This window comes from Arthrobacter sp. MAHUQ-56, from assembly GCF_019710585.1.
In the GTDB taxonomy this organism is placed as follows: domain Bacteria; phylum Actinomycetota; class Actinomycetes; order Actinomycetales; family Micrococcaceae; genus Arthrobacter.
In genome coordinates this window covers 115,716-134,335 of the sequence record NZ_JAIFZQ010000004.1, presented here as the reverse complement: position 1 = coordinate 134,335, position 18,620 = coordinate 115,716, and the positions used below count along the sequence as shown (strand labels likewise).

The following is an 18,620-nucleotide window of genomic DNA, read 5'->3' as shown; positions in this document are numbered from 1 at the left end:
GGCCCGGAGCGGGACCATGTTCGTCACAATCCTGTTCCCAACCGCGGCTCTGTTCCTACACTGGGCCCAGGTCATGAGTGCCAGCACCAAGCCCCGGCTCGCTGGCCGGCAACCCTCCATCCGCGGTGGGGTGCCCCGGGTGAGGACCTGGTTGTCCGGCAACGGCCGGAGAGCAAGCGCGGCCCGAGGTGCTCCCAGCATGCCGGGCCCATGTCAAAGGAGCCTTGAATGTCCAACGGATGGTCCTTCGAAACCCGCCAGATCCACGCAGGGCAGGAAGCGGACAGCGCCACGGGCGCCCGTGCGCTTCCCATCTACCAGACCACGTCCTTCGTCTTCCCCACGGCAGAAAGCGCTGCCAACCGTTTCGCGCTGGCCGAGTTGGCGCCTATCTACACAAGGATCGGCAACCCTACCCAGGACGCCGTGGAGCAGCGGATCGCCAGCCTCGAAGGCGGCCTCGCCGCCCTGCTGCTGAGCTCCGGGCAGGCGGCCGAAACGTTCGCCGTCCTGAACATCGCCGAGGCCGGTGACCACATCGTGGCCAGCCCCAGCCTCTACGGCGGCACGTATAACCTGTTTGCGCACACGCTCAAGAAGTTCGGCATTTCCGTGACGTTCGTGGCCGACCCGGACAACCTTGACCAGTGGCGCGAGGCCGTCCAGCCGAACACCAAGCTCTTCTTCGGCGAGGTGGTCTCCAACCCCCGCCAGGATGTCCTGGACATCGAAGGCATCTCGCAGGTGGCGCACCAGGCGGGCGTCCCCTTGATCGTGGACAACACCTTGTCCACCCCGTACCTCATCCGTCCCCTGGAGTGGGGAGCGGACATTGTGATCCACTCGGCCACGAAATACCTGGGCGGCCACGGAGCGGCCATCGCCGGCGTCATCGTCGATTCGGGCAAGTTCGATTTCAGCAAGGATCCGGAACGGTTCCCCGGCTTCAACACCCCGGACCCCACCTACAACGGCCTCGTCTACGCCCGTGACCTGGGGGAGGGTGGTGCGCTGGGGGCCAACCTTTCCTACATCCTCAAGGCCCGTGTCCAGCTGCTGCGCGACCTTGGATCGGCAGTTTCGCCCTTCAACGCCTTCCTGATTTCCCAAGGACTGGAGACCTTGAGCCTGCGCGTGGAACGCCATGTTGCCAACGCCACCGAAGTGGCGCGCTGGCTGGAAGGAAGGGACGACGTCGAATCCGTCGCCTACGCGGGCCTGCCCTCCAGCCCGTGGTACGAGCGCGGCCGGAAGTACGGTCCCAAGGGGACCGGCGCCGTCGTCGCCTTCAACCTCGCAGGCGGCGCCGAGGCCGGCAAGCGCTTCGTGGACGCCCTGGAACTGCACTCCCACGTGGCCAACATCGGTGACGTCCGCTCGCTCGTCATCCACCCGGCGTCGACAACCCACAGCCAGCTCTCGCCGGAACAGCAGGAAGTTGCCGGCGTGAGCCCCGGCCTGGTCCGCCTCTCCGTGGGCCTGGAGCACATCGATGACATCCTCGCCGACCTTGAAGCGGGCTTCCGCGCAGCCAAGGGCGCAGCAGGGGTGTAGCGCGCACCGTGAAAAGCGTGCAGCCGGCAGGCCGGGGAAAGTCACAACCAGTCACACTCTTGGTCCGGAGCGGGGTGTATTTCGTACACTCGAACCAGGTCATGAGTGCCAGTGACAGCCCCGGCTTGCTGGCCGGCAACCCTCCTTCCGCGGTGGGGTGCCCCGGGTGAAGACCTGGCCTGCCGGTCAGACGACGGTGGGCAAGCGCGTAGAAGAGGTCCTGCCATGACGGTTACCGTCGCCCGTACCACCATCCCCGAACACGGAATTGTCCGCTATGCCTCCATCGGAGGGCTCGAGCTGGAAGCAGGCGGCTACCTGCCCGACGTCACCCTGGCCTACGAAACCTGGGGCACGCTGAACGCCGACGGCAGCAACGCGGTCCTGATCGAACACGCCCTCACCGGCAGCACCCACGTGACCCGCGGCGACACCGATGAGGAAGGCTGGTGGGAGCAGCTGGCCGGACCCGGCGCGCCGGTCGATACGGACAAGTTCTTCGTGGTGTCCATCAACATCGTGGGCGGCTGCTACGGCTCCACCGGACCGTCCTCACCTGCTCCGGACGGGCGCCCCTGGGGTTCGCGCTTCCCGCTGGTGACACTCCGGGACAGCACTGTGGCTGAGGCCCGGCTGGCGGACCAGCTGGGAATCAGCACTTGGTACGCCGTCCTTGGCGGTTCCATGGGCGGTGCCCGCGCCCTGGAGTGGGCCGTGACCTACCCCGAGCGTGTGCAGCGCTGCGCAGTGATCTCCGTTGGCGCAGCCAGCACGGCCGAACAGATCGCGTTCGCCCAGGCGCAGACCCTCGCCATCCGGCAGGACCCCAACTTCAACGGCGGCGACTACTACGGCGGTCCCTGCCCGGAAGACGGGCTGGCGCTGGCGAGGCGCATCGCCCACATCACCTATCGGTCAGCGGCGGAACTGGAAGGCCGGTTCGGCCGTGCCGCCCAGGTGCCCGAGTCGCCGCTGCAGGGTGAAGTGCTCGCTGCGCGTGGCCGCTACCAGGTGGAAAGCTACCTGGACCACCAGGGCAACAAGCTCGTCCGGCGCTTTGACGCCAACAGCTACATTGCGCTCACCGAGGCGCTGATGAGCCACGACGTCTGCCGGGGCCGCGGGACCCTGGCCGAGACGCTGGCCGTCGCCAGCGCCCGCTTCTTCGTGGCCGCCGTGGACTCGGACCGGCTCTACTTCCCGTCCCAGTCAAAGGAACTGGCGCAGGCACTTCCGGGTGACGTTGACGTCCACGTCATCCAGGCGCCGATCGGGCACGACGGGTTCCTGACCGAAATCGGTCAGCTCGGACACCAGCTGCGGACCACTTTCCTCGTCTAGCGCAGCCCCGGTTTCCGCTCCGCATGTGCAATTATGCAGATGCCTTCTGCACTAATCGGCGTTGAGGTTGCATCGCAGGCAGACCATACTCAAAAAATCCGGCATTCGTGGTGTGCATCACACCCGGCTGCCATCGACTGGTCCCAGTGGCGTCGACGACGACGCCGAAGGAGTTCGCATGAGTACGGAAAGCTCCGCCGCAAGGCGCACAGAGGAAACCGATGTCAAGGCCTCAGGCCTGAAGAAAGTGGTTACGGCATCCATGGCCGGAACGGTCGTGGAATGGTACGAGTTCTTCCTCTACGCCTCCGCCGCCACGCTGGTCTTCGGGAAGGCCTTCTTCCCCAATGCCGGCACGGAACTGGACGGCATTATCGCCGCCTTCCTCACCTACGCCGTGGGCTTCGTGGCCCGTCCCATCGGCGGCATCGTCTTTGGCCATTTCGGCGACAAGTTCGGCCGGAAGCAGCTGCTGCAGCTGAGCATCATCCTGGTGGGCGTTTCCACGTTCCTGATGGGCTGCCTGCCCACGTTCCAGCAGATCGGCTACTGGGCGCCCGCGCTGCTGGTGATCCTCCGGTTCGCCCAGGGCTTCGCCGTTGGTGGTGAATGGGGCGGCGCCGTCCTCCTCGTCGCAGAGCACAGCCCCAGCAAGTCCCGCGGTTTCTGGGCCAGCTGGCCGCAGTCCGCCGTTCCGCTGGGCAACCTGCTCGCCACCGCCGTGCTGTTCATCCTGTCCTCCACCCTGACCCAGGACGCCTTCCTCGGGTGGGGCTGGCGCGTGGCGTTCTGGCTGTCGGCGGTTATCGTCCTGATCGGCTACTACATCCGCACCAAGGTCAACGACGCCCCGATCTTCCTGGAGGCCCGCAAGGAAGTCGACGCCGGCCACAAAGGCTACGGCGTGGCCGAAGTCTTCCGGCGCTACCCGAGGGGCGTCTTCACCGCCATGGGCCTGCGCTTCGCCGAGAACATCCTCTACTACCTTGTAGTGACGTTCTCCATCACGTACCTGAAGACGGTGGTCCAGGCCGACACCACGCGCATCCTCCTCCTGCTGCTCCTGGCGCACGCCCTGCATTTCGCCGTCGTGCCGGTGGTCGGAAGGCTCTCTGACCGCCTGGGCCGCAGGCCCGTCTACCTGGCCGGCGCCGTCATGGCCGCCACCTGGGGCTTCTTCGCCTTCCCCATGATGGACACCAAGAACGACTTCGTCATCCTCGCCGCCATCATGATCGGGCTGGTGTTCCACGCCTTCATGTACGCAGGCCAGCCGGCCATCATGGCGGAAATGTTCCCCACCCGCATGCGCTACTCCGGGGTCTCCCTGGGCTACCAGGTGACCTCGATCGTGGCCGGTTCCCTGGCTCCGATCATCGCCGCCTCGCTCCTGGGCACCTACAAGTCCTCCCTGCCCGTGGCGATCTACCTGCTCCTCGCCTGTGCCGTCACCGCCGTCGCCGTCTTCTTCCTGAAGGAAACCCGCGGCATCTCGCTCCGCGACGTGGACGCGGCGGACGCCCAGGGCACCGCGGACCTGCTCGCCGCCAACAAGAAGTAGGCGGGACCCGCATGAAGGCCGCCGTCCTGTATTCCACCGTTCCTGCCCCCGCCCCGGGAGCAGGAACGGGGCAGCCCGGCTACGCGGCTGCCCGCCCGCTGGTGGTGGAGGAACTGGAGTCGCCCAAGCCCCGCGCCGGCGAGCTGGGCGTTGCCATCACCTACTCCAGCCTGTGCCATTCGGATCTCTCCGTGGTGGATGGTTCCCGGGTCCGCCCGCTTCCCATGGCCCTGGGCCACGAGGCGGTGGGACGCGTGGTGTCGGTAGGCGAGGGCGTGGTGGACGTGTCCGTGGGCGACCATGTGGTGCTGGTTTTCGTCCCCAGCTGCGGTGACTGCCGGGCATGCCGGTCCGGCAGGCCCGCGCTCTGCCACCGTGCGGCGGAGGTCAACGGTTCCGGTGACCTGCTGCACGGGAAAGCACTGTTGCGGACGCCTGCGGGGGAGCGCATCAACCACCACCTCGGCGTTTCGGCCTTCGCCGACTACGCGGTGGTGGCGCGGGAGTCGGTGGTGGTGATCGACGACGACGTCCCGGACACTGTCGCGGCGATGTTCGGATGCGCCGTGCTCACCGGGATGGGTGCCGTGCTGAACACCGCCGACGTCGGTCCCGGACACTCGGTGGCCGTCTTCGGCCTGGGCGCGGTGGGTCTTTCCGCCGTCATGGCGGCCCGTATTGCCGGCGCCGCCAGCGTGATCGCGATCGATCCGAACCCCGGCAAGCACCAGCTGGCCCGCGACGCCGGTGCCACCGCAGTGGGAACACCGGAGGAGGCTGCCGGCCTCATCGCGGAGGCTTCCGGTGACGGGGTGGACGTTGCGGTCGAAGCGGTGGGTTCCGCCGGGGTGATCGCCTCCTGCCTGGAACAGGTGACCCGTGGCGGGGCGGTGGTCTCGGTGGGCCTGCCCCATTCGTCTGCCCAGCTGACGGTCCCGGCACTGCAGTTCGCCGGTGCCGGTAAGCGGCTCCTGGGCTCCTACATGGGCGACGCCGTGCCGGCGCGCGACATCCCGAAGTACCTCGGCTACTGGCGGGAGGGCCGGCTGCCGGTGGAGCTGCTGCACACTGATACCCGGCCGCTCGCCGAGATCAACGAGGGCCTGGACGCGCTGGCTTCCGGGCAGGTGGTCCGGCGGCTTTTCCAGGCCTGAGGCCTAACCCGCCAGCAGCGCGGCGCGGTCCTTCACTTCCTCTTTCAGGGCGGCGATCACTGCCTGCACCGCGGCCGAGCGCAACGATTCCGGACGCGCCACGGCCCAGATAGGCAGCTGCCGTTCAAAGTCGCCGGCCAGCACCGGAACGAAGTCCGACTGGCCGGCGACCATGAAGTTCGGCAACAGCCCGATGCCGGCGCCCTGCCGCACCGCCTCCACCTGCGCGAACACGCTTGTGGCCTGGAAGCTGGTCCGGGGCATGGGCAGCTGGGAGGACCAGCGGTGCCCCAGCTCCTCCACCTGGAGCGCGGACTCGACGTACGAGACAAAGCCGTGCTGCCCGACGTCGTCCAACGTTTCCGGCAGCCCGTGCCGCGCCGCATACCCGGTGCCGGCGTAGAGGCGCAGGTAGTAGTTGCTGAGGAAGATGGTCTGCGCGGTAGCGACGTCGGCCCTGCCCACCACGATCTCCAGGTCAACGCCGGATCTGTTCTGGCTGACTTTGCGCGTGGCGCTAAGCATCTCGATGTTCAGCTGGGGGTTCTGCTGCTGCAGCCGCACCAGGGAAGGGGTGACGAACACCGCCCCGACGCCGTCCGTGGTGGCCACCCGGACCAGGCCGGCGAGAGCGCTCTGGTCCTGGCTGATCATGCCGGACAGCGAGCCCAGCGTGTTTTCGATCGCTTCCGCCGCCTCCACTGCTGCAGCGCCCAGCTGGGTCAGCTCCCAGCCATGCGGGCTCCGTTCCAGGGTCCGGCCGCCCAGCTGCCTGTCCAGTGCCAGGATCCGGCGCGAAATGGTGGTGTGGGTGGTACCGAGCGTTTCCGCCACGGCGTTGAACCGGCCCAGGCGGGCAACCGTGAGCAGGATCAGCAGGTCGTCGGGGCTTGGCAGCCGTCTCGTGTCCACGCGGGACCCTTCCCTCGATGTGCATCAGTGCACATGGCGTCTGTGATTTTTCCCCTTGATTGCACTCTAACAGGGTGTGATCGTTGACACAGAACTGCCGGCAGCAAACGCCGGAATGGAAAGCAAAGGAGCTTACGCATGGCAGTCATCGGTTGGATCGGCCTGGGAAACATGGGCGGCCACATGTCCGTGAACCTGGCGAAGGCCGGGCACGACGTCCGGGGGTTCGACCTGAACCCGGCGGCACTGGCGGCCGCTGAGGCGGGCGGCGTCAAGCCGGCAGGCAGCATTGCCGAGGTTGTCCAGGGTGCGGACGCGGTATTCACCATGCTGCCAAAGGGCGAACATGCCAGGGCGGTCTACCTCGGCGGGGACGGCGTACTGGCCCACGCGGACACCCGCACGCTGTTGATCGACTCGTCCACCATCGATATTGCCTCGGCCCAGGCGCTGCACGACGCCGCTGCTGCCGCCGGCTTCCGCTTCGTGGACGCCCCGGTCTCGGGCGGCATGAGCGGGGCTGAGGCCGGGACGCTGACCTTCATGGTGGGCGGTGAAGAGGGGGCCGTCGCGGATGCCAGCGGCTACATCGGACCGATGGCCGGCAACATCATCCCCACCGGAGGCGCCACCACCGGGCAGGCGGCGAAGATCTGCAACAACCTGATGCTCTTCATCAACCTTGCCTCCACCGCCGAGGGTGCCGTGCTCGCCGACCGGCTGGGCCTCGATAAGCAGGTCTTCTGGGACATCGCTTCGGTCTCCTCGGGTGACTCCTGGGCGCTGCGGACCTGGTACCCGGTGCCCGGCGTGGTTCCCACGGCGGCCTCAAACAATGGTTTCGCGCCCACCTTCACCACTGAGTTGGCCAACAAGGACATCGGTCTGGCCATCAGCGCCGCCGAGGACACCGGCACGCCCCTTGAGATCGGCAAGCACGTCCAGCAACTGTTCCAGCAACTCATCGACGCCGGTGAGGCCGGCAAGGACTGCTCGATGATCATCAAGCTCGTGGACGGCTCGCTCGAACCCGCGCGGCAGACCCCCGCCGCCAACTAGACCTCCAGCACCACAGGAAAAGAGAATCCCTTGGAAACCATTCCCCACTACATCAATGGCGCACGCGTCAGCGACGCCGAGCGCTTCGGTCCCGTCTACAACCCCGCCACGGGCGACCAGGAGAAGCAGGTGGCCCTCGCCTCCGCCGCCCGGACGGAGGAAGCCATCGCTGCCGCCCGTGCGGCGCTCCCTGCCTGGCGGGCCACCAGCATGGCCAAGCGCACCACTATCTTCTTCCGCGTCCGCGAAATCCTGACCCAGCGCAAATCCGAACTCGCCGCGATCCTCACCAGCGAGCACGGCAAGGTCCTCTCCGACGCGGAAGGCGAAATCTCCCGCGGCCTGGAGAACATCGACTTCGCCACCGGCCTGTCCCACATGCTCAAGGGCGAGCGTTCCGAGCAGGTCTCCAGCGGCATCGACGTCCACTCGGTCCGCCAGCCGGTGGGCGTCGTGGCCTGCATCACCCCGTTCAACTTCCCGGCCATGGTGCCGCTGTGGATGATCGGCAGCGCGCTGGCCTGCGGCAACACCGTGCTGCTGAAGCCCAGCGAGAAAGACCCGTCAGCCGCCGTCTTCATCGCCGAGGCTTTCGCCGATGCGGGACTGCCCGCCGGCGTGCTGAACGTGGTCCAGGGTGACAAGGAAGCCGTCGACGTGCTGCTGGAGCATCCCGACGTCAAGGCGGTGAGCTTCGTCGGCTCCACGCCCATCGCCCAGTCGATCTACCGGCGGGCAGCGGACCACGGCAAGCGCGTGCAGGCCCTCGGCGGCGCGAAGAACCACATGGTGGTGCTTCCCGACGCCGACCTGGACATGGCAGCCGACGCTGCGGTTTCCGCCGCCTACGGCTCGGCGGGCGAACGCTGCATGGCCGTCAGCGTCCTGGTGGCCGTAGGCAACATCGCGGACGACCTGGTGAGTGCGATCACCAGCCGCATGGCCGGACTTACGATCGGCCCGGGAACCGACCCCGCCTCCCAGATGGGCCCGCTGATCACCGCGGAGCACCGGGAACGCGTTGCCTCCTATATCGCGGGGGCGGAGGACGAAGGGGCCACCGTTGTCGTTGACGGGCGCTCGCAGCAGTTCGATTCGAACGGCTTCTTCATTGGCGTGAGCCTGGTGGACCACGTCAAGCCCGGCATGAAGGTGTACGACGACGAGATCTTCGGCCCGGTCCTGTCCGTGGTCCGCGTGGACACCTACAGCGACGCCGTCCGGCTGGTCAACGACAACGAATTCGGCAACGGCACGGCCATCTTCACCCGGGACGGCGGGGCGGCGCGGCAGTTCGAGTTCGACGTCGAAGCCGGCATGGTGGGCGTCAACGTCCCCATCCCCGTCCCGGTGGGCACCTTCTCGTTCGGAGGCTGGAAGAACTCGCTGTTCGGCGACACCCACATGTACGGCCCGGACAGCATCCGGTTCTACACCCGCGGCAAGGTGGTGACCACGCGCTGGCCCGACCCGTCCACGTCGGTGATCGACCTGGGCTTCCCGCAGGTGGACTAGCTTCGCCACCGGTTGGTTGAAACCGGTTGATTGAACAGGTGGATTAAACGGCCAGGGGACCGGAAACCGGTCCCCTGGCCGTTTGTCCACGGCGTGGCTAGCCGTTCATGATGTCGCCGCGGCGCCTCATGTACTCCTCCATCGACAGCTCACCGTTGCTGTACTGCTGGTCAAGTTCCGCGAGCTTCCGGGCCCGGAAACCCTGCGGCGCGGCAGGCGGCGGGGGAGTGGCCGGTCCGGACGGCTGGCCCGGTGCCTGCTGCTGGAACGGCGGCTCCTGGGGAACGCCGTACTGCGGGTCCGGCATTGGCGGCTGCCCGTACTGGTACGGCGGCGGTTGCGGGGCATCGATCGGCCGGGACTGGCCGGGCTGGCGGAAGCCGCCGGAGAAGTAGTCCTGCTGGGTGTAGCCGTCGCGGGGCTGCTTGCTCTGCGGTCCCGCCGAGCCCGGGAACTGGCCATAGCCCGGATACTGCTCCGGCCCCGGGTACTGGTTCGAGCCCGGGAATTGGCCTGGCCCCTGGAATCCGCCCGGCCCGGGGAACTGGCCGGGGAAGCCCTGGTCCCGGTCCCGCCGGGCCATGGAGCGCCGGTACATGCGCATGGCCATGGGGACGACGAAGGACAGGATGATGATCCAGAAAAACAAGCTGCTCACGGTGCCGCGCCTCTCGTGTGTTGTCCCTCCAGCCTAACCCCGCAGGGCCCTACCGGCGGCTGGGCTCAGAGGTTCCCACGGGACCCTCGCCCGAACCCAACGGAACACCCGGGCCGAAGACGGGACCCGGCGTCGGACGTTTTGCGGTGATGCCGTCACCGGAGGACTGGTGGCGCAGGCGGCGCAGCACCCACGGGACGAAGTATTCGCGCGCCCACACCAGGTCCCCGCTCCGTGCCTCGCGCCACGTGCGTGGCGGCAGGGGCTTGGGCTGGAGCGGCTCGAGGGAGTGGTCGATGTTCAGTGCATCCAGCACCATGGCAGCTATGGTGTGGTGGCCCAGCGGGGAGAAGTGCAGCCGGTCCTGGTCCCACATCTGCGGGTCGCCCAGCTGCCGGAGGGACCACATGTCGGCGATGACGGCGTCGTGCCGGGCGGCGACGGTCCGCAGGTTCTCGTTGTAGATGGCCACCTTGCTGCGGATCCTGCCGAGCACGGAGGAACCCGTGTCGGGGCCGTTGAAGAGGACCACGGTGGCGCCGCCCATGGACAGGATCTGCACCACTGAGTCGAGTTTCTCGGCCAGGGCGTCGGGATCGCCGCCGGGCCGGATCAGGTCGTTGCCGCCGGCGGACAGCGTTACCAGGTCCGGTTTCAGTTCCAGGGCCGGGGCCAGCTGCTGGTCCACGATCTGCTGCAGCAGCCTGCCACGCACCGCAAGGTTCGCGTACGCGAAGTCCGGCTGGGTCCGGCCCAGCTCCTCCGCCACGCGGTCGGCCCAGCCGCGGAAGCCGCCGGGGCTTGAGGGCTCGGGGTCGCCGATGCCCTCGGTAAAGGAATCGCCCATTGCCACGTACCGGGTCCAGGGGTGGGAACCGGCGGGAGGGGTGCTTGCGTCAGTCACGGTCCTATCCTGCCTTCCGGTTCGCTGGCTACGCCAACGTAGGTTGCTACTTTCCGGTAACTGTAAGAATGGAAACCATGACTGAAGCCCAAGTATTTCCTGCCCCCGTTGTCCTGTGGTCCCACCCGGAAGGCCAGCGCGACGGGAAGCCGCTGCTGGTGCTCCTGCACGGCTACGGCGCCAACGAACAGGACCTCCTGAGCCTGGCGGACCTGCTGCCGGGGGACTTCGCCGTTGCGTCCGTCCGCGCACCCATCGCCATGGGGCCGGGCTTCACCTGGTTCCCGCTCACGGCGTCCATCGACTACTCGCTGGAGCAGGTCAAGAAGGCATCCGCGTACGTCCTCGACTGGATTGACACCATCAGGGCCGGCCACCCGTCGGTCACTTTGCTCGGGTTCTCCATGGGCATGGCCATGGCAACCACGCTCCTGCGCCAGCGGCCCACGGACTTCGCTGCCGTCGTCGGGCTCTCAGGCTTTGTGGTGGACGCGGAGGGCGACCCCACATTCAGGGACGATGAACTGGACGGCACCGTCCCGATGTTCTGGGGCCGGGACCAGCAGGACCCCGTCATCACCCCGGACAAGATCGAATACACCATGGGCTGGGTCCGCAAGCACGTCAAGCTCACCAAGGTGCTCTACACCGGCATGTGGCACGGGATCAACCAGCAGGAGATCGGGCACGTGGGGGAGTTCCTCACCCACGAGGTGCTCAAGAAGTAGGAAGTACGACGGCGGGCGGCCGGCTTTCGGGGGAACGTCAGCCAGCCTCCGGCGCGACGACGCGGACGCTCTGGCCGTTCACGGTGACGGTGTCGCCGTTGTGCAGCTGGCGGCCGCGGCGGTCCTCGATCCCGCCATTGACCTTGACCAGACCGTTCTTGATCAGCTCCGCTGCCTCCACGCCGTCCTCCACGAGGTTGGCCAGCTTCAGCAGCTGCCCCAGGCGGATCATGCTGTCGCGGATGGGGACGTCGTCAATGGGGTTGCTCATAGAGCAATAATGCCTGAACTACAGTGGATCCAATGACTTCCCCTTCCCGCCTGCCGGTCCTGGCAGGTCTTCCCCTGGCTGTGGGTTCCGGCCTTGCCATCCCCGTCCAGGGCCGCATTAACGGGGCCCTTGGTGCCCGGCTCGGTGACGGGATCGCCGCCGCTGCCGTGAGTTTCAGCACAGGACTGCTGGTCATGATCATCATTTCCCTGGTGCTGCCGCGCGGCCGGGCCGGCCTGGCAAGGATCCTCCCGGCCGTGCGCAGCCGCGCCTTTCCCCGCATTTACGTGGTGGCCGGTGCCATCGGAGCACTGTTCGTCTTTGCCCAGTCCTTCACCGTGGGCATCCTCGGCGTGGCCCTGTTCACCGTCGCCACGGTCACCGGGCAGACCGTGAGCGGCCTCCTGGTGGACCGGCTGGGGATCGGGCCGGCCGGGAAGAAGTCCGTGACGGGCATCCGGATCATCGGCTGCCTGTTGACCATTGCCGCCGTCGCCTGGGCGGTCTCGCCCCGGTTCAGCAGTGGAGGCCCGGGGGAAGGGGCCGCCGGGCTGCTGCTTCCCCTCCTGCTGCCGGTGGCGGCAGGCTTCCTCATGAGCTTCCAGCAGGCGATGAACGGCACAGCCACCGTGCACTACGGCACTCCGATCGCCGCCACGCTGGTCAACTTCGTGGCCGGCTGCATCGTGCTCTGGACAGCGCTCGCGGTGAAGACGGCGGTGGCCGGCCCCGGAAACCCGCTGCCTGCCGAGTGGTGGTACTACCTCGGGGGCCCCATGGGCTGCGTCTTCATCGGCCTGGGGGCGCTGCTGGTCCGCAGCCTCGGTGTTCTGGTCACGGGGCTGGGCATGATCGCCGGGCAGCTGTTGGGCTCGCTCGCCCTGGACCTGGCGCTGCCCGCGCCAGGCACCGTTGTGGCCCCCGCCACCGTGCTCGGCACGCTGCTGACGCTGGGCGCCATCGTCCTGGCCACCCTGCCCTGGCCCAGGGGAGCGCTGCGGAGGCGCCGGCCGGTAGGCTAGGACACGCAGCTTTTGACGCATCTTCCCCGATCCGCCCCGCCCGTTGCCCCTGTGCCACAGGCAGGCAGCAGCCGGGGCCTGACAACCGCGGACCGCACCCAGCGGCCCTGTAGAAATTGGAGTTACCCCCATGGCAGCAAAATCCGTCCTCGACCAGGTCATTTCCCTCTCCAAGCGGAGGGGCTTCGTGTTCCAGGCCGGTGAGATCTACGGCGGTTCGCGGTCTGCCTGGGACTACGGGCCCCTCGGTGCCGAGTTGAAGGAAAACATCAAGCGCCAGTGGTGGCAGTCCATGGTCCGCGGCCGCGAGGACGTGGTGGGCCTGGACTCCTCCGTGATCCTGCCGCGCCAGGTATGGGAAGCCTCCGGGCACGTCGAGGTCTTCTCCGACCCCCTGGTGGAGTGCCTCTCCTGCCACAAGCGCTACCGTGCGGACCACCTCGAGGAAGAGTACGAGGAAAAGAAGGGCCGCCCTGCGGAGAACGGCCTGAAGGACATTGCCTGCGCCAACTGCGGCACCCGCGGCCAGTGGACCGAGCCGCAGGAGTTCTCCGGCCTGCTCAAGACCTACCTGGGCCCGGTGGCCAGCGAGGAAGGCCTGCACTACCTGCGCCCCGAAACCGCCCAGGGCATTTTCGTGAACTTCAACAACGTGCTCACCACGTCCCGGAAGAAGCCTCCGTTCGGCATCGGCCAGATCGGCAAGTCCTTCCGCAACGAGATCACGCCCGGCAACTTCATCTTCCGCACCCGTGAGTTCGAGCAGATGGAGATGGAGTTCTTCGTCGAGCCCGGCACGGATGAAGAGTGGCACAAGTACTGGATGAACGAGCGCATGGCCTGGTACACCGGCCTGGGCATCCGCGAGGAGAACCTGCGCTTCTTTGAGCACCCGAAGGAAAAGCTCAGCCACTACTCCAAGGGCACCACGGACATTGAGTACCGCTTCGGCTTCCAGGGCTCGGAGTGGGGCGAGCTGGAAGGCATCGCCAACCGCACCGACTTCGACCTCTCCACGCACGCCAAGGCCTCCGGCACGGACCTGAGCTACTTCAACCAGGCCACCAACGAGCGCTACATCCCGTACGTCATCGAGCCCGCGGCCGGCCTGACCCGCTCCTTCATGGCGTTCCTGGTTGACGCGTACACCGAGGACGAGGCCCCCAACGCCAAGGGCGGCGTGGACGTCCGCACCGTGCTGAAGCTGGACCCGCGCCTGGCCCCGGTCAAGGCCGCCGTGCTGCCGCTGAGCCGCAACGAGGACCTGTCCCCGAAGGCCAAGGACCTCGGCGCGCAGCTGCGGAAGAACTGGAACATCGACTTCGACGACGCCGGCGCCATCGGCCGCCGCTACCGCCGCCAGGACGAAATCGGCACGCCGTTCTGCATCACCGTGGACTTCGACACCCTCGAGGACCAGGCCGTGACCATCCGCGAGCGGGACACCATGAGCCAGGAACGCGTCTCCCTGGACAAGGTGGAAGGCTACCTGGCCGCACGGCTGATCGGCGCCTGAGCATGGCCATCGACTACCGCGAATGGCGGGACGGCGACGACCTTGCGCTCCTGGAAATCTGGGGCGACCCGGACACCGCACAGGCCCGGCAGTTCCGCGGCGCCCTGGCGCCGTCCTCCAACGGGACGAACGGGACCCCGTGGCGCCGCTGCATCGTGGCCGAGGACGTCGTTGACGGCGTCGGCATTCCCGTCGCCGCCGGCGTCGTGTATGAAGCCTCCCTGCACCCGGAACGCCTGTGGGCCTACGTCGAAGTGGCGCGCGACCACCGCCGCACCGGCATCGGCGCCACGCTGCTGACCATGCTGCGCCGCGAAGCCGCCGACGCGCCGTCGGGCGTCAGCAGGCTGCGGGCCAAGGTGGAGCCTGGCACCGCCGGCGCCGCCTTCGCTGAAGCCTTTGGGCTCAAACCCATCCAGCGCTCCCGCCTGGTGGTCGTGGAACCCGGCGCCCTGAAGCTTCCCGTGTTCCCGGACAAGGACTACGGCGGCCGGCCCGTCAGCGGTGAAAACGCCGGGTCCGACGTCGTCATGGACCTCGCCACCGGCTCCGTCGAGCTGACCGACGTGGTGGGACGGTACTACACGTCAGTCCACGCCTGGGATTCGCCTGGGGTGCTGTCAGTGGGGCAGGTGCAGAAGCTGTTCCTCGACGAGCTCACGGGAGCCCACGGTGCCATCGTGCTGCGGGCCCAGCCGGAGTCGGCGTTCGGCGCGGGCGTTGCGCCGGGCAAGAAGGGGCGGATCCGCGCGTTCGCCGTCAGCTATGCGGCGCCCGCGGACCCGGACGCCGCGCCCCATATGGACAACCAGGGGACGGAGCCTTCGGGGCGGGAAGCTCCCACTGACGTCTTCGTGGGGCACGAGCCGTCGCTGCCGGCCGACGACGCAGCCGAGGCCGTCCGCGACATCCTGGCGCTCATCGCGTATCAGCACCCTGTGATGCTGGAACTCGACGACTCCATGGCGGCCCTGCGTGCAGCTGTCGAGCCGCTGCTGGAGAGCGGTAAAGCGCGCCTTGCTGCCGCGGAAACCCTGGTGGTCTCGGACTAGGCCCACCGCCTCAGCAGCCCCCGTCCCGGAGCTATGTGGCCTGGGGCGGGGGCTGCTTTTCGCGGGGATGGCGACGGCGGATGCGGGCTGCGTCCGCCGCGTCCAGGAGTTGCCGCTCGGCTTCCGTGGGTGCGCCCCCGCCGAGATGCGCCGGCATCCACCAGTCGCCCGGTTCAGGATGCAGCGGGAAGCCGGCGATGCAGCTGTCGATCCCTGCCTGGAGGCTCCTGCGCAGTGTGCCGGTGGCCGCCTCCACGTCGACGTCGGGCTGGAACAACGTGGGTGCGCCCACATGGACGCATATTGGCGCCCGCCAGCCGCGCCGGACCGAAAATCCGTGGCCGCGCGTCAGCACCCGGTGCCCGCCCCAAATGGATACCGGGATGAGCGGGACGCCTGCTTCCGCCGCCATCCGGACTGCCCCGGTCCGGCACTCGCGGACCGTGAAGCTCCGGCTCACCCCGGCCTCGGGAAACACCGCCAGGTATTCCCCGGCCCGCAGCTTCGCCACCGCGGCATCATACGCGCCGGAATGGTCGGTATAGCCCACAACGATGTGGCCGCTGGCGCTGATGGCCGGGCCCGCGAGCCAGTGGTCCGCCGCGCCCTGGTGGACCAGGAACCGCAGCTGCGCCCCGGAGTGCTTCCACAGGAGCAGCTCCGCCACGGCGAAGTCCACGTAGCCGAAGTGCGTGATGGCAAAGACGGCACCCGAGCCGGGGATCGGCACGCGGGAGGCGCCCTGCCGGGCTCCGGGCGGGGGAAGGTGTTCGGTGCCCGAGCTGTGCACCCGCACCCGGAAAGCCCAGCCCAGGAACTCCGCAGCCCGGACCATTGACCGGTAGAACCGGTCGTTCGACGGGGGACGCCAGGCCATAGAGGTTACAGGGTGACGTGGACCGACGATTCCGGCAGCAGCTGCGGGAAGGCCCGGGGCGGCCGGACACCCGCCCCGGTACTCTCGGCGAAGGACTTGATGACAAACCCGGTGGTGAGCGTCTCCCACACCCGGATCCTGCGGAGCATGAAATGGCCGACACCCTTGAGCGCCACGTACTGCATGCTTGCCGCGTCCGCTGAGGCGCGCCGCGCGAAGGCGAGGGACTGTGCCGGGCTGGTCATATGGTCAGTGGTGCCGTGGACCACCAGGACCTTCTTGCCTGCCACGCGGGCGGCCGGGGTCTCGGGGCCCAGCCACGGAGCCAGGGCCACCACGGCGTCTACCTGGGGATGGTCGGCGGCGCAGACGGCGGTCAGGCCGCCCATGGAGTGGCCCACCAGGAACACCGGCACGCCCGGGTGCTGCTCCTCGATCTGCCGCAGCGCCCAGCGCGCATCCTGCAGGGCGGACATGTCGGGGCCATTCCAGCCACGCACGCTGTTGCGGAGCGACCAGACCGCCAGGCCGTGCTTGCGGCCGGCCCGGTGAATCCGCCTGGCAAAAGGAACCATCCTGGCCGGGCTCAGGTGGCGGGCTTCCACCGGCTCGCGGCTGTGTGCCTTGCCGCCGTGCAGCACCAGCGCCACCCCGCGGGTGGGCCCCGATGCCTGGAGCACGCTGAGCACCGGCCGGTGGGCGGGAACTGCCGCTGCCTGCCCGGCGGCAACTCCGCTGCTGTCCTGTGTGCCCCGGTCCTGTGCACCGCTGCCCCGTGTTCCACTGCGCTGTGTTCCGCTGCCTTGTGTGCCACGCATGCCTGTTCCATGGTTGCCCATGCCTGTCACCTCCCCGTCCCGATGGTCCATTTATCAAACCCTATGGCGCCCCACGTAGAGTTCAATACATGAGGTTCAACTGCTGATGGGCGCCGGTCACTCCCACGCCTCCATGGAACATTCGGAGCCGAGCCCCCAAGCGATGGCCGCCCGCAGGAAGGCGAACCGCATCCTGGCGGCCGTACTCATACCGCTGGCGCTGCTCACCCTCGCGGGGATGGCCGCGCTGTGGCCGTCCGGCAGCAAGGAAGGGATTTCCCTCGCGAACCCCTACTCCGCGGCCGCGGGGGTGACGTTCGACACGGGAACCATCCAGAACGTAGTGACCGAAAGCTGCATGCAGGGCAGCCAGCAGGGTTCCAGCCAACAAGGTTCCGGCCAGCAGGGTTCAGGCCAGCAGCAGCCGCACCAGCAGGGCTCGGAATGCACCTTTGCCTTTACCGAGCCGGACAAAGGCGGGAGCCCGGTCAAGGTGGTCATCAACCCGGACGTTGCCTCCTCCCACGGCGTCAAGCCCGGGGACCAGATCCGCTATCTGAACCTCTCGAACGCTCAGGGCGCATCCGGTTCACAGGGCTCGCCCGCCTACATCTTCGTGGACTTCGTCCGTACCCTGCCGATCGTCCTGCTCGCCGTGCTCTACGCCGTGGTGGTCATCGCCGTCGCCCGGTGGCGGGGCCTGCGTGCCCTGGTCGGCCTGGTGGGCGCCTACTTCGTGCTGGCCAGCTTCATGCTTCCCGGACTCGTCGAGGGGAAGCCGCCCCTGCTGCTGGCCTTGGTGGGCTCCATCGTGATCATGATCGGCGTGCTGTATTTCGCCCACGGTTTCTCCGCCCGTACCTCCACCGCGCTGCTGGGCACCATCTTTGGCCTGGGCATCACGGCGCTGCTCGCCGCGTGGGCCACCGACGCCGCCAACCTGGCCGGGGTGGGCAGCCACGACGCCGCCACGCTGGTCAACACCTCGGCCAACATCTCCATTTCGGGGGTGATCCTGTGCGGGCTGATCATCTCCGGGCTGGGCGTTCTGAACGACGTCACCATCACGCAGGCCTCAGCCGTGTGGGAGCTCTACGAACTGGCTCCCGCCAGCAGCGCCCGGAAGCTGTTCACGTCCGCCATGCGGATCGGCCGGGACCACATCGCCTCCACCGTCTACACCATCGCCTTCGCCTACGCCGGGGCCGCGCTACCCATCCTGATCATCGTCATGCTGTACGACCGGCCGCTGATGGACACCCTCACCAGCGCCGAACTCTCCGAAGAGGTCATCCGGACACTCGTGGGGTCCATCGGGCTGGTGCTCGCCATCCCCGTCACCACGCTGATCGCCGTGCTGGTGGTCAAAGCCACGAGGATCGAGGCCACGGGGGCAGCGCCAGCGGGGAGCGCGGCAACCGGCGCGGGGCACGACGACGGGCACGTCCATTCCGACGACATCGCGGACACCGGGGCGCTCGCCGCAGCCGCGCTTGAGGAACGCAGCCGGCGCGCCGCCGTCGAGCCTCCCGCTGACACGGTTACCCGGCGGGGCCGGCGGGCTGACCGCGGCTGACGGGCTCACCGCGGCTGACGCTGGCCGGGGGATCGGTTCCCGCGCCACGCCGGCGCCGGGCGCAAACCTGCACCGGGTCTTTGGCCCTCGACGGAAATTACC

General features: G+C 68.0%; 17 protein-coding genes and 2 riboswitches. Of the genes, 11 read left to right on the top strand and 6 right to left on the bottom strand.

Features of this window, described 5'->3' with window-relative positions:
* The first annotated feature begins 69 nt into the window (after window positions 1-69).
* Window positions 70-185: riboswitch (SAM riboswitch) on the top strand.
* Window positions 186-228: 43 nt separating this feature from the next.
* The 4 genes from K4G53_RS02285 to K4G53_RS02270 all read left to right on the top strand — a co-directional run bounded on the left by K4G53_RS02285 (window position 229) and on the right by K4G53_RS02270 (window position 5,610).
* Window positions 229-1,554 (top strand): bifunctional o-acetylhomoserine/o-acetylserine sulfhydrylase, encoded by a 1,326-nt coding sequence (locus K4G53_RS02285; RefSeq protein ID WP_221383876.1) that lies wholly within the window; start codon window positions 229-231, stop codon window positions 1,552-1,554.
* A 97-nt stretch (window positions 1,555-1,651) separates the two neighbouring features.
* Window positions 1,652-1,767, top strand: a riboswitch (SAM riboswitch).
* A gap of 12 nt (window positions 1,768-1,779) precedes the next feature.
* Entirely contained in the window at window positions 1,780-2,895 is a 1,116-nt protein-coding gene (locus tag K4G53_RS02280; protein ID WP_221383875.1) for a homoserine O-acetyltransferase, read from the top strand.
* Window positions 2,896-3,073: 178 nt separating this feature from the next.
* Window positions 3,074-4,456, top strand: a complete 1,383-nt coding sequence (locus tag K4G53_RS02275) for an MFS transporter (RefSeq protein WP_221383874.1) — start codon at window positions 3,074-3,076, stop codon at window positions 4,454-4,456.
* Between the two features lie 11 nt (window positions 4,457-4,467).
* Window positions 4,468-5,610 carry a zinc-binding dehydrogenase gene (locus K4G53_RS02270; protein WP_221383873.1) on the top strand — a complete coding sequence of 381 codons (1,143 nt, stop codon included), beginning with the start codon at window positions 4,468-4,470 and terminating at the stop codon, window positions 5,608-5,610.
* Window positions 5,611-5,613: 3 nt separating this feature from the next.
* Here K4G53_RS02270 and K4G53_RS02265 read toward each other — a convergent pair whose 3' ends face one another.
* Window positions 5,614-6,522 (bottom strand): LysR family transcriptional regulator, encoded by a 909-nt coding sequence (locus K4G53_RS02265; RefSeq protein ID WP_308287801.1) that lies wholly within the window; start codon window positions 6,520-6,522, stop codon window positions 5,614-5,616.
* 138 nt (window positions 6,523-6,660) lie between these two features.
* On the opposite strand from K4G53_RS02265, the gene mmsB reads away from it, so the two are divergent.
* Together mmsB and K4G53_RS02255 are read left to right on the top strand one after the other, a co-directional pair.
* The gene (gene mmsB, locus K4G53_RS02260) at window positions 6,661-7,581 is read left to right on the top strand and encodes a 3-hydroxyisobutyrate dehydrogenase (RefSeq protein ID WP_221383872.1); all 921 of its coding nucleotides are present in this window, start codon (window positions 6,661-6,663) and stop codon (window positions 7,579-7,581) included.
* Between the two features lie 30 nt (window positions 7,582-7,611).
* Window positions 7,612-9,096, top strand: coding sequence for a CoA-acylating methylmalonate-semialdehyde dehydrogenase (locus tag K4G53_RS02255; RefSeq protein ID WP_221383871.1), 1,485 nt, complete (start codon window positions 7,612-7,614; stop codon window positions 9,094-9,096).
* Between the two features lie 97 nt (window positions 9,097-9,193).
* Here the strand turns inward: K4G53_RS02255 and K4G53_RS02250 are convergent, their stop codons facing one another.
* Complete coding sequence (locus tag K4G53_RS02250) at window positions 9,194-9,754, bottom strand: hypothetical protein (RefSeq protein WP_221383870.1); 561 nt, start codon at window positions 9,752-9,754, stop codon at window positions 9,194-9,196.
* A 49-nt stretch (window positions 9,755-9,803) separates the two neighbouring features.
* The gene (locus K4G53_RS02245) at window positions 9,804-10,601 is read right to left on the bottom strand and encodes an SGNH/GDSL hydrolase family protein (RefSeq protein WP_260323120.1); all 798 of its coding nucleotides are present in this window, start codon (window positions 10,599-10,601) and stop codon (window positions 9,804-9,806) included.
* 134 nt (window positions 10,602-10,735) lie between these two features.
* On the opposite strand from K4G53_RS02245, the gene K4G53_RS02240 reads away from it, so the two are divergent.
* Window positions 10,736-11,386 carry an alpha/beta hydrolase gene (locus K4G53_RS02240; RefSeq protein ID WP_221383868.1) on the top strand — a complete coding sequence of 217 codons (651 nt, stop codon included), beginning with the start codon at window positions 10,736-10,738 and terminating at the stop codon, window positions 11,384-11,386.
* A gap of 37 nt (window positions 11,387-11,423) precedes the next feature.
* Here the strand turns inward: K4G53_RS02240 and K4G53_RS02235 are convergent, their stop codons facing one another.
* Complete coding sequence (locus tag K4G53_RS02235; protein ID WP_221383867.1) at window positions 11,424-11,657, bottom strand: RNA-binding S4 domain-containing protein; 234 nt, start codon at window positions 11,655-11,657, stop codon at window positions 11,424-11,426.
* A gap of 32 nt (window positions 11,658-11,689) precedes the next feature.
* Here K4G53_RS02235 and K4G53_RS02230 point away from each other — a divergent pair, with 32 nt between their 5' ends.
* The 3 genes from K4G53_RS02230 (at window position 11,690) to K4G53_RS02220 (ending at window position 15,247) form a co-directional block, all read left to right on the top strand.
* Window positions 11,690-12,679, top strand: coding sequence for a DMT family transporter (locus K4G53_RS02230; protein ID WP_221383866.1), 990 nt, complete (start codon window positions 11,690-11,692; stop codon window positions 12,677-12,679).
* Window positions 12,680-12,809: 130 nt separating this feature from the next.
* Window positions 12,810-14,195 (top strand): glycine--tRNA ligase, encoded by a 1,386-nt coding sequence (locus K4G53_RS02225; RefSeq protein ID WP_221383865.1) that lies wholly within the window; start codon window positions 12,810-12,812, stop codon window positions 14,193-14,195.
* Window positions 14,196-14,197: 2 nt separating this feature from the next.
* Complete coding sequence (locus K4G53_RS02220; protein ID WP_221383864.1) at window positions 14,198-15,247, top strand: GNAT family N-acetyltransferase; 1,050 nt, start codon at window positions 14,198-14,200, stop codon at window positions 15,245-15,247.
* Window positions 15,248-15,278: 31 nt separating this feature from the next.
* On the opposite strand, the gene K4G53_RS02215 is transcribed toward K4G53_RS02220, so the two are convergent.
* Together K4G53_RS02215 and K4G53_RS02210 are read right to left on the bottom strand one after the other, a co-directional pair.
* The gene (locus K4G53_RS02215) at window positions 15,279-16,124 is read right to left on the bottom strand and encodes a 1-acyl-sn-glycerol-3-phosphate acyltransferase (RefSeq protein ID WP_221383863.1); all 846 of its coding nucleotides are present in this window, start codon (window positions 16,122-16,124) and stop codon (window positions 15,279-15,281) included.
* A 5-nt stretch (window positions 16,125-16,129) separates the two neighbouring features.
* Window positions 16,130-16,942: an alpha/beta hydrolase gene (locus tag K4G53_RS02210; protein ID WP_221383862.1), complete on the bottom strand. Its 813-nt coding sequence runs from the start codon at window positions 16,940-16,942 to the stop codon at window positions 16,130-16,132.
* Window positions 16,943-17,048: 106 nt separating this feature from the next.
* Between K4G53_RS02210 and K4G53_RS02205 the strand changes: the two genes are divergently transcribed.
* Window positions 17,049-18,518 carry a YibE/F family protein gene (locus K4G53_RS02205; protein ID WP_260323068.1) on the top strand — a complete coding sequence of 490 codons (1,470 nt, stop codon included), beginning with the start codon at window positions 17,049-17,051 and terminating at the stop codon, window positions 18,516-18,518.
* Window positions 18,519-18,620 lie beyond the last annotated feature (102 nt).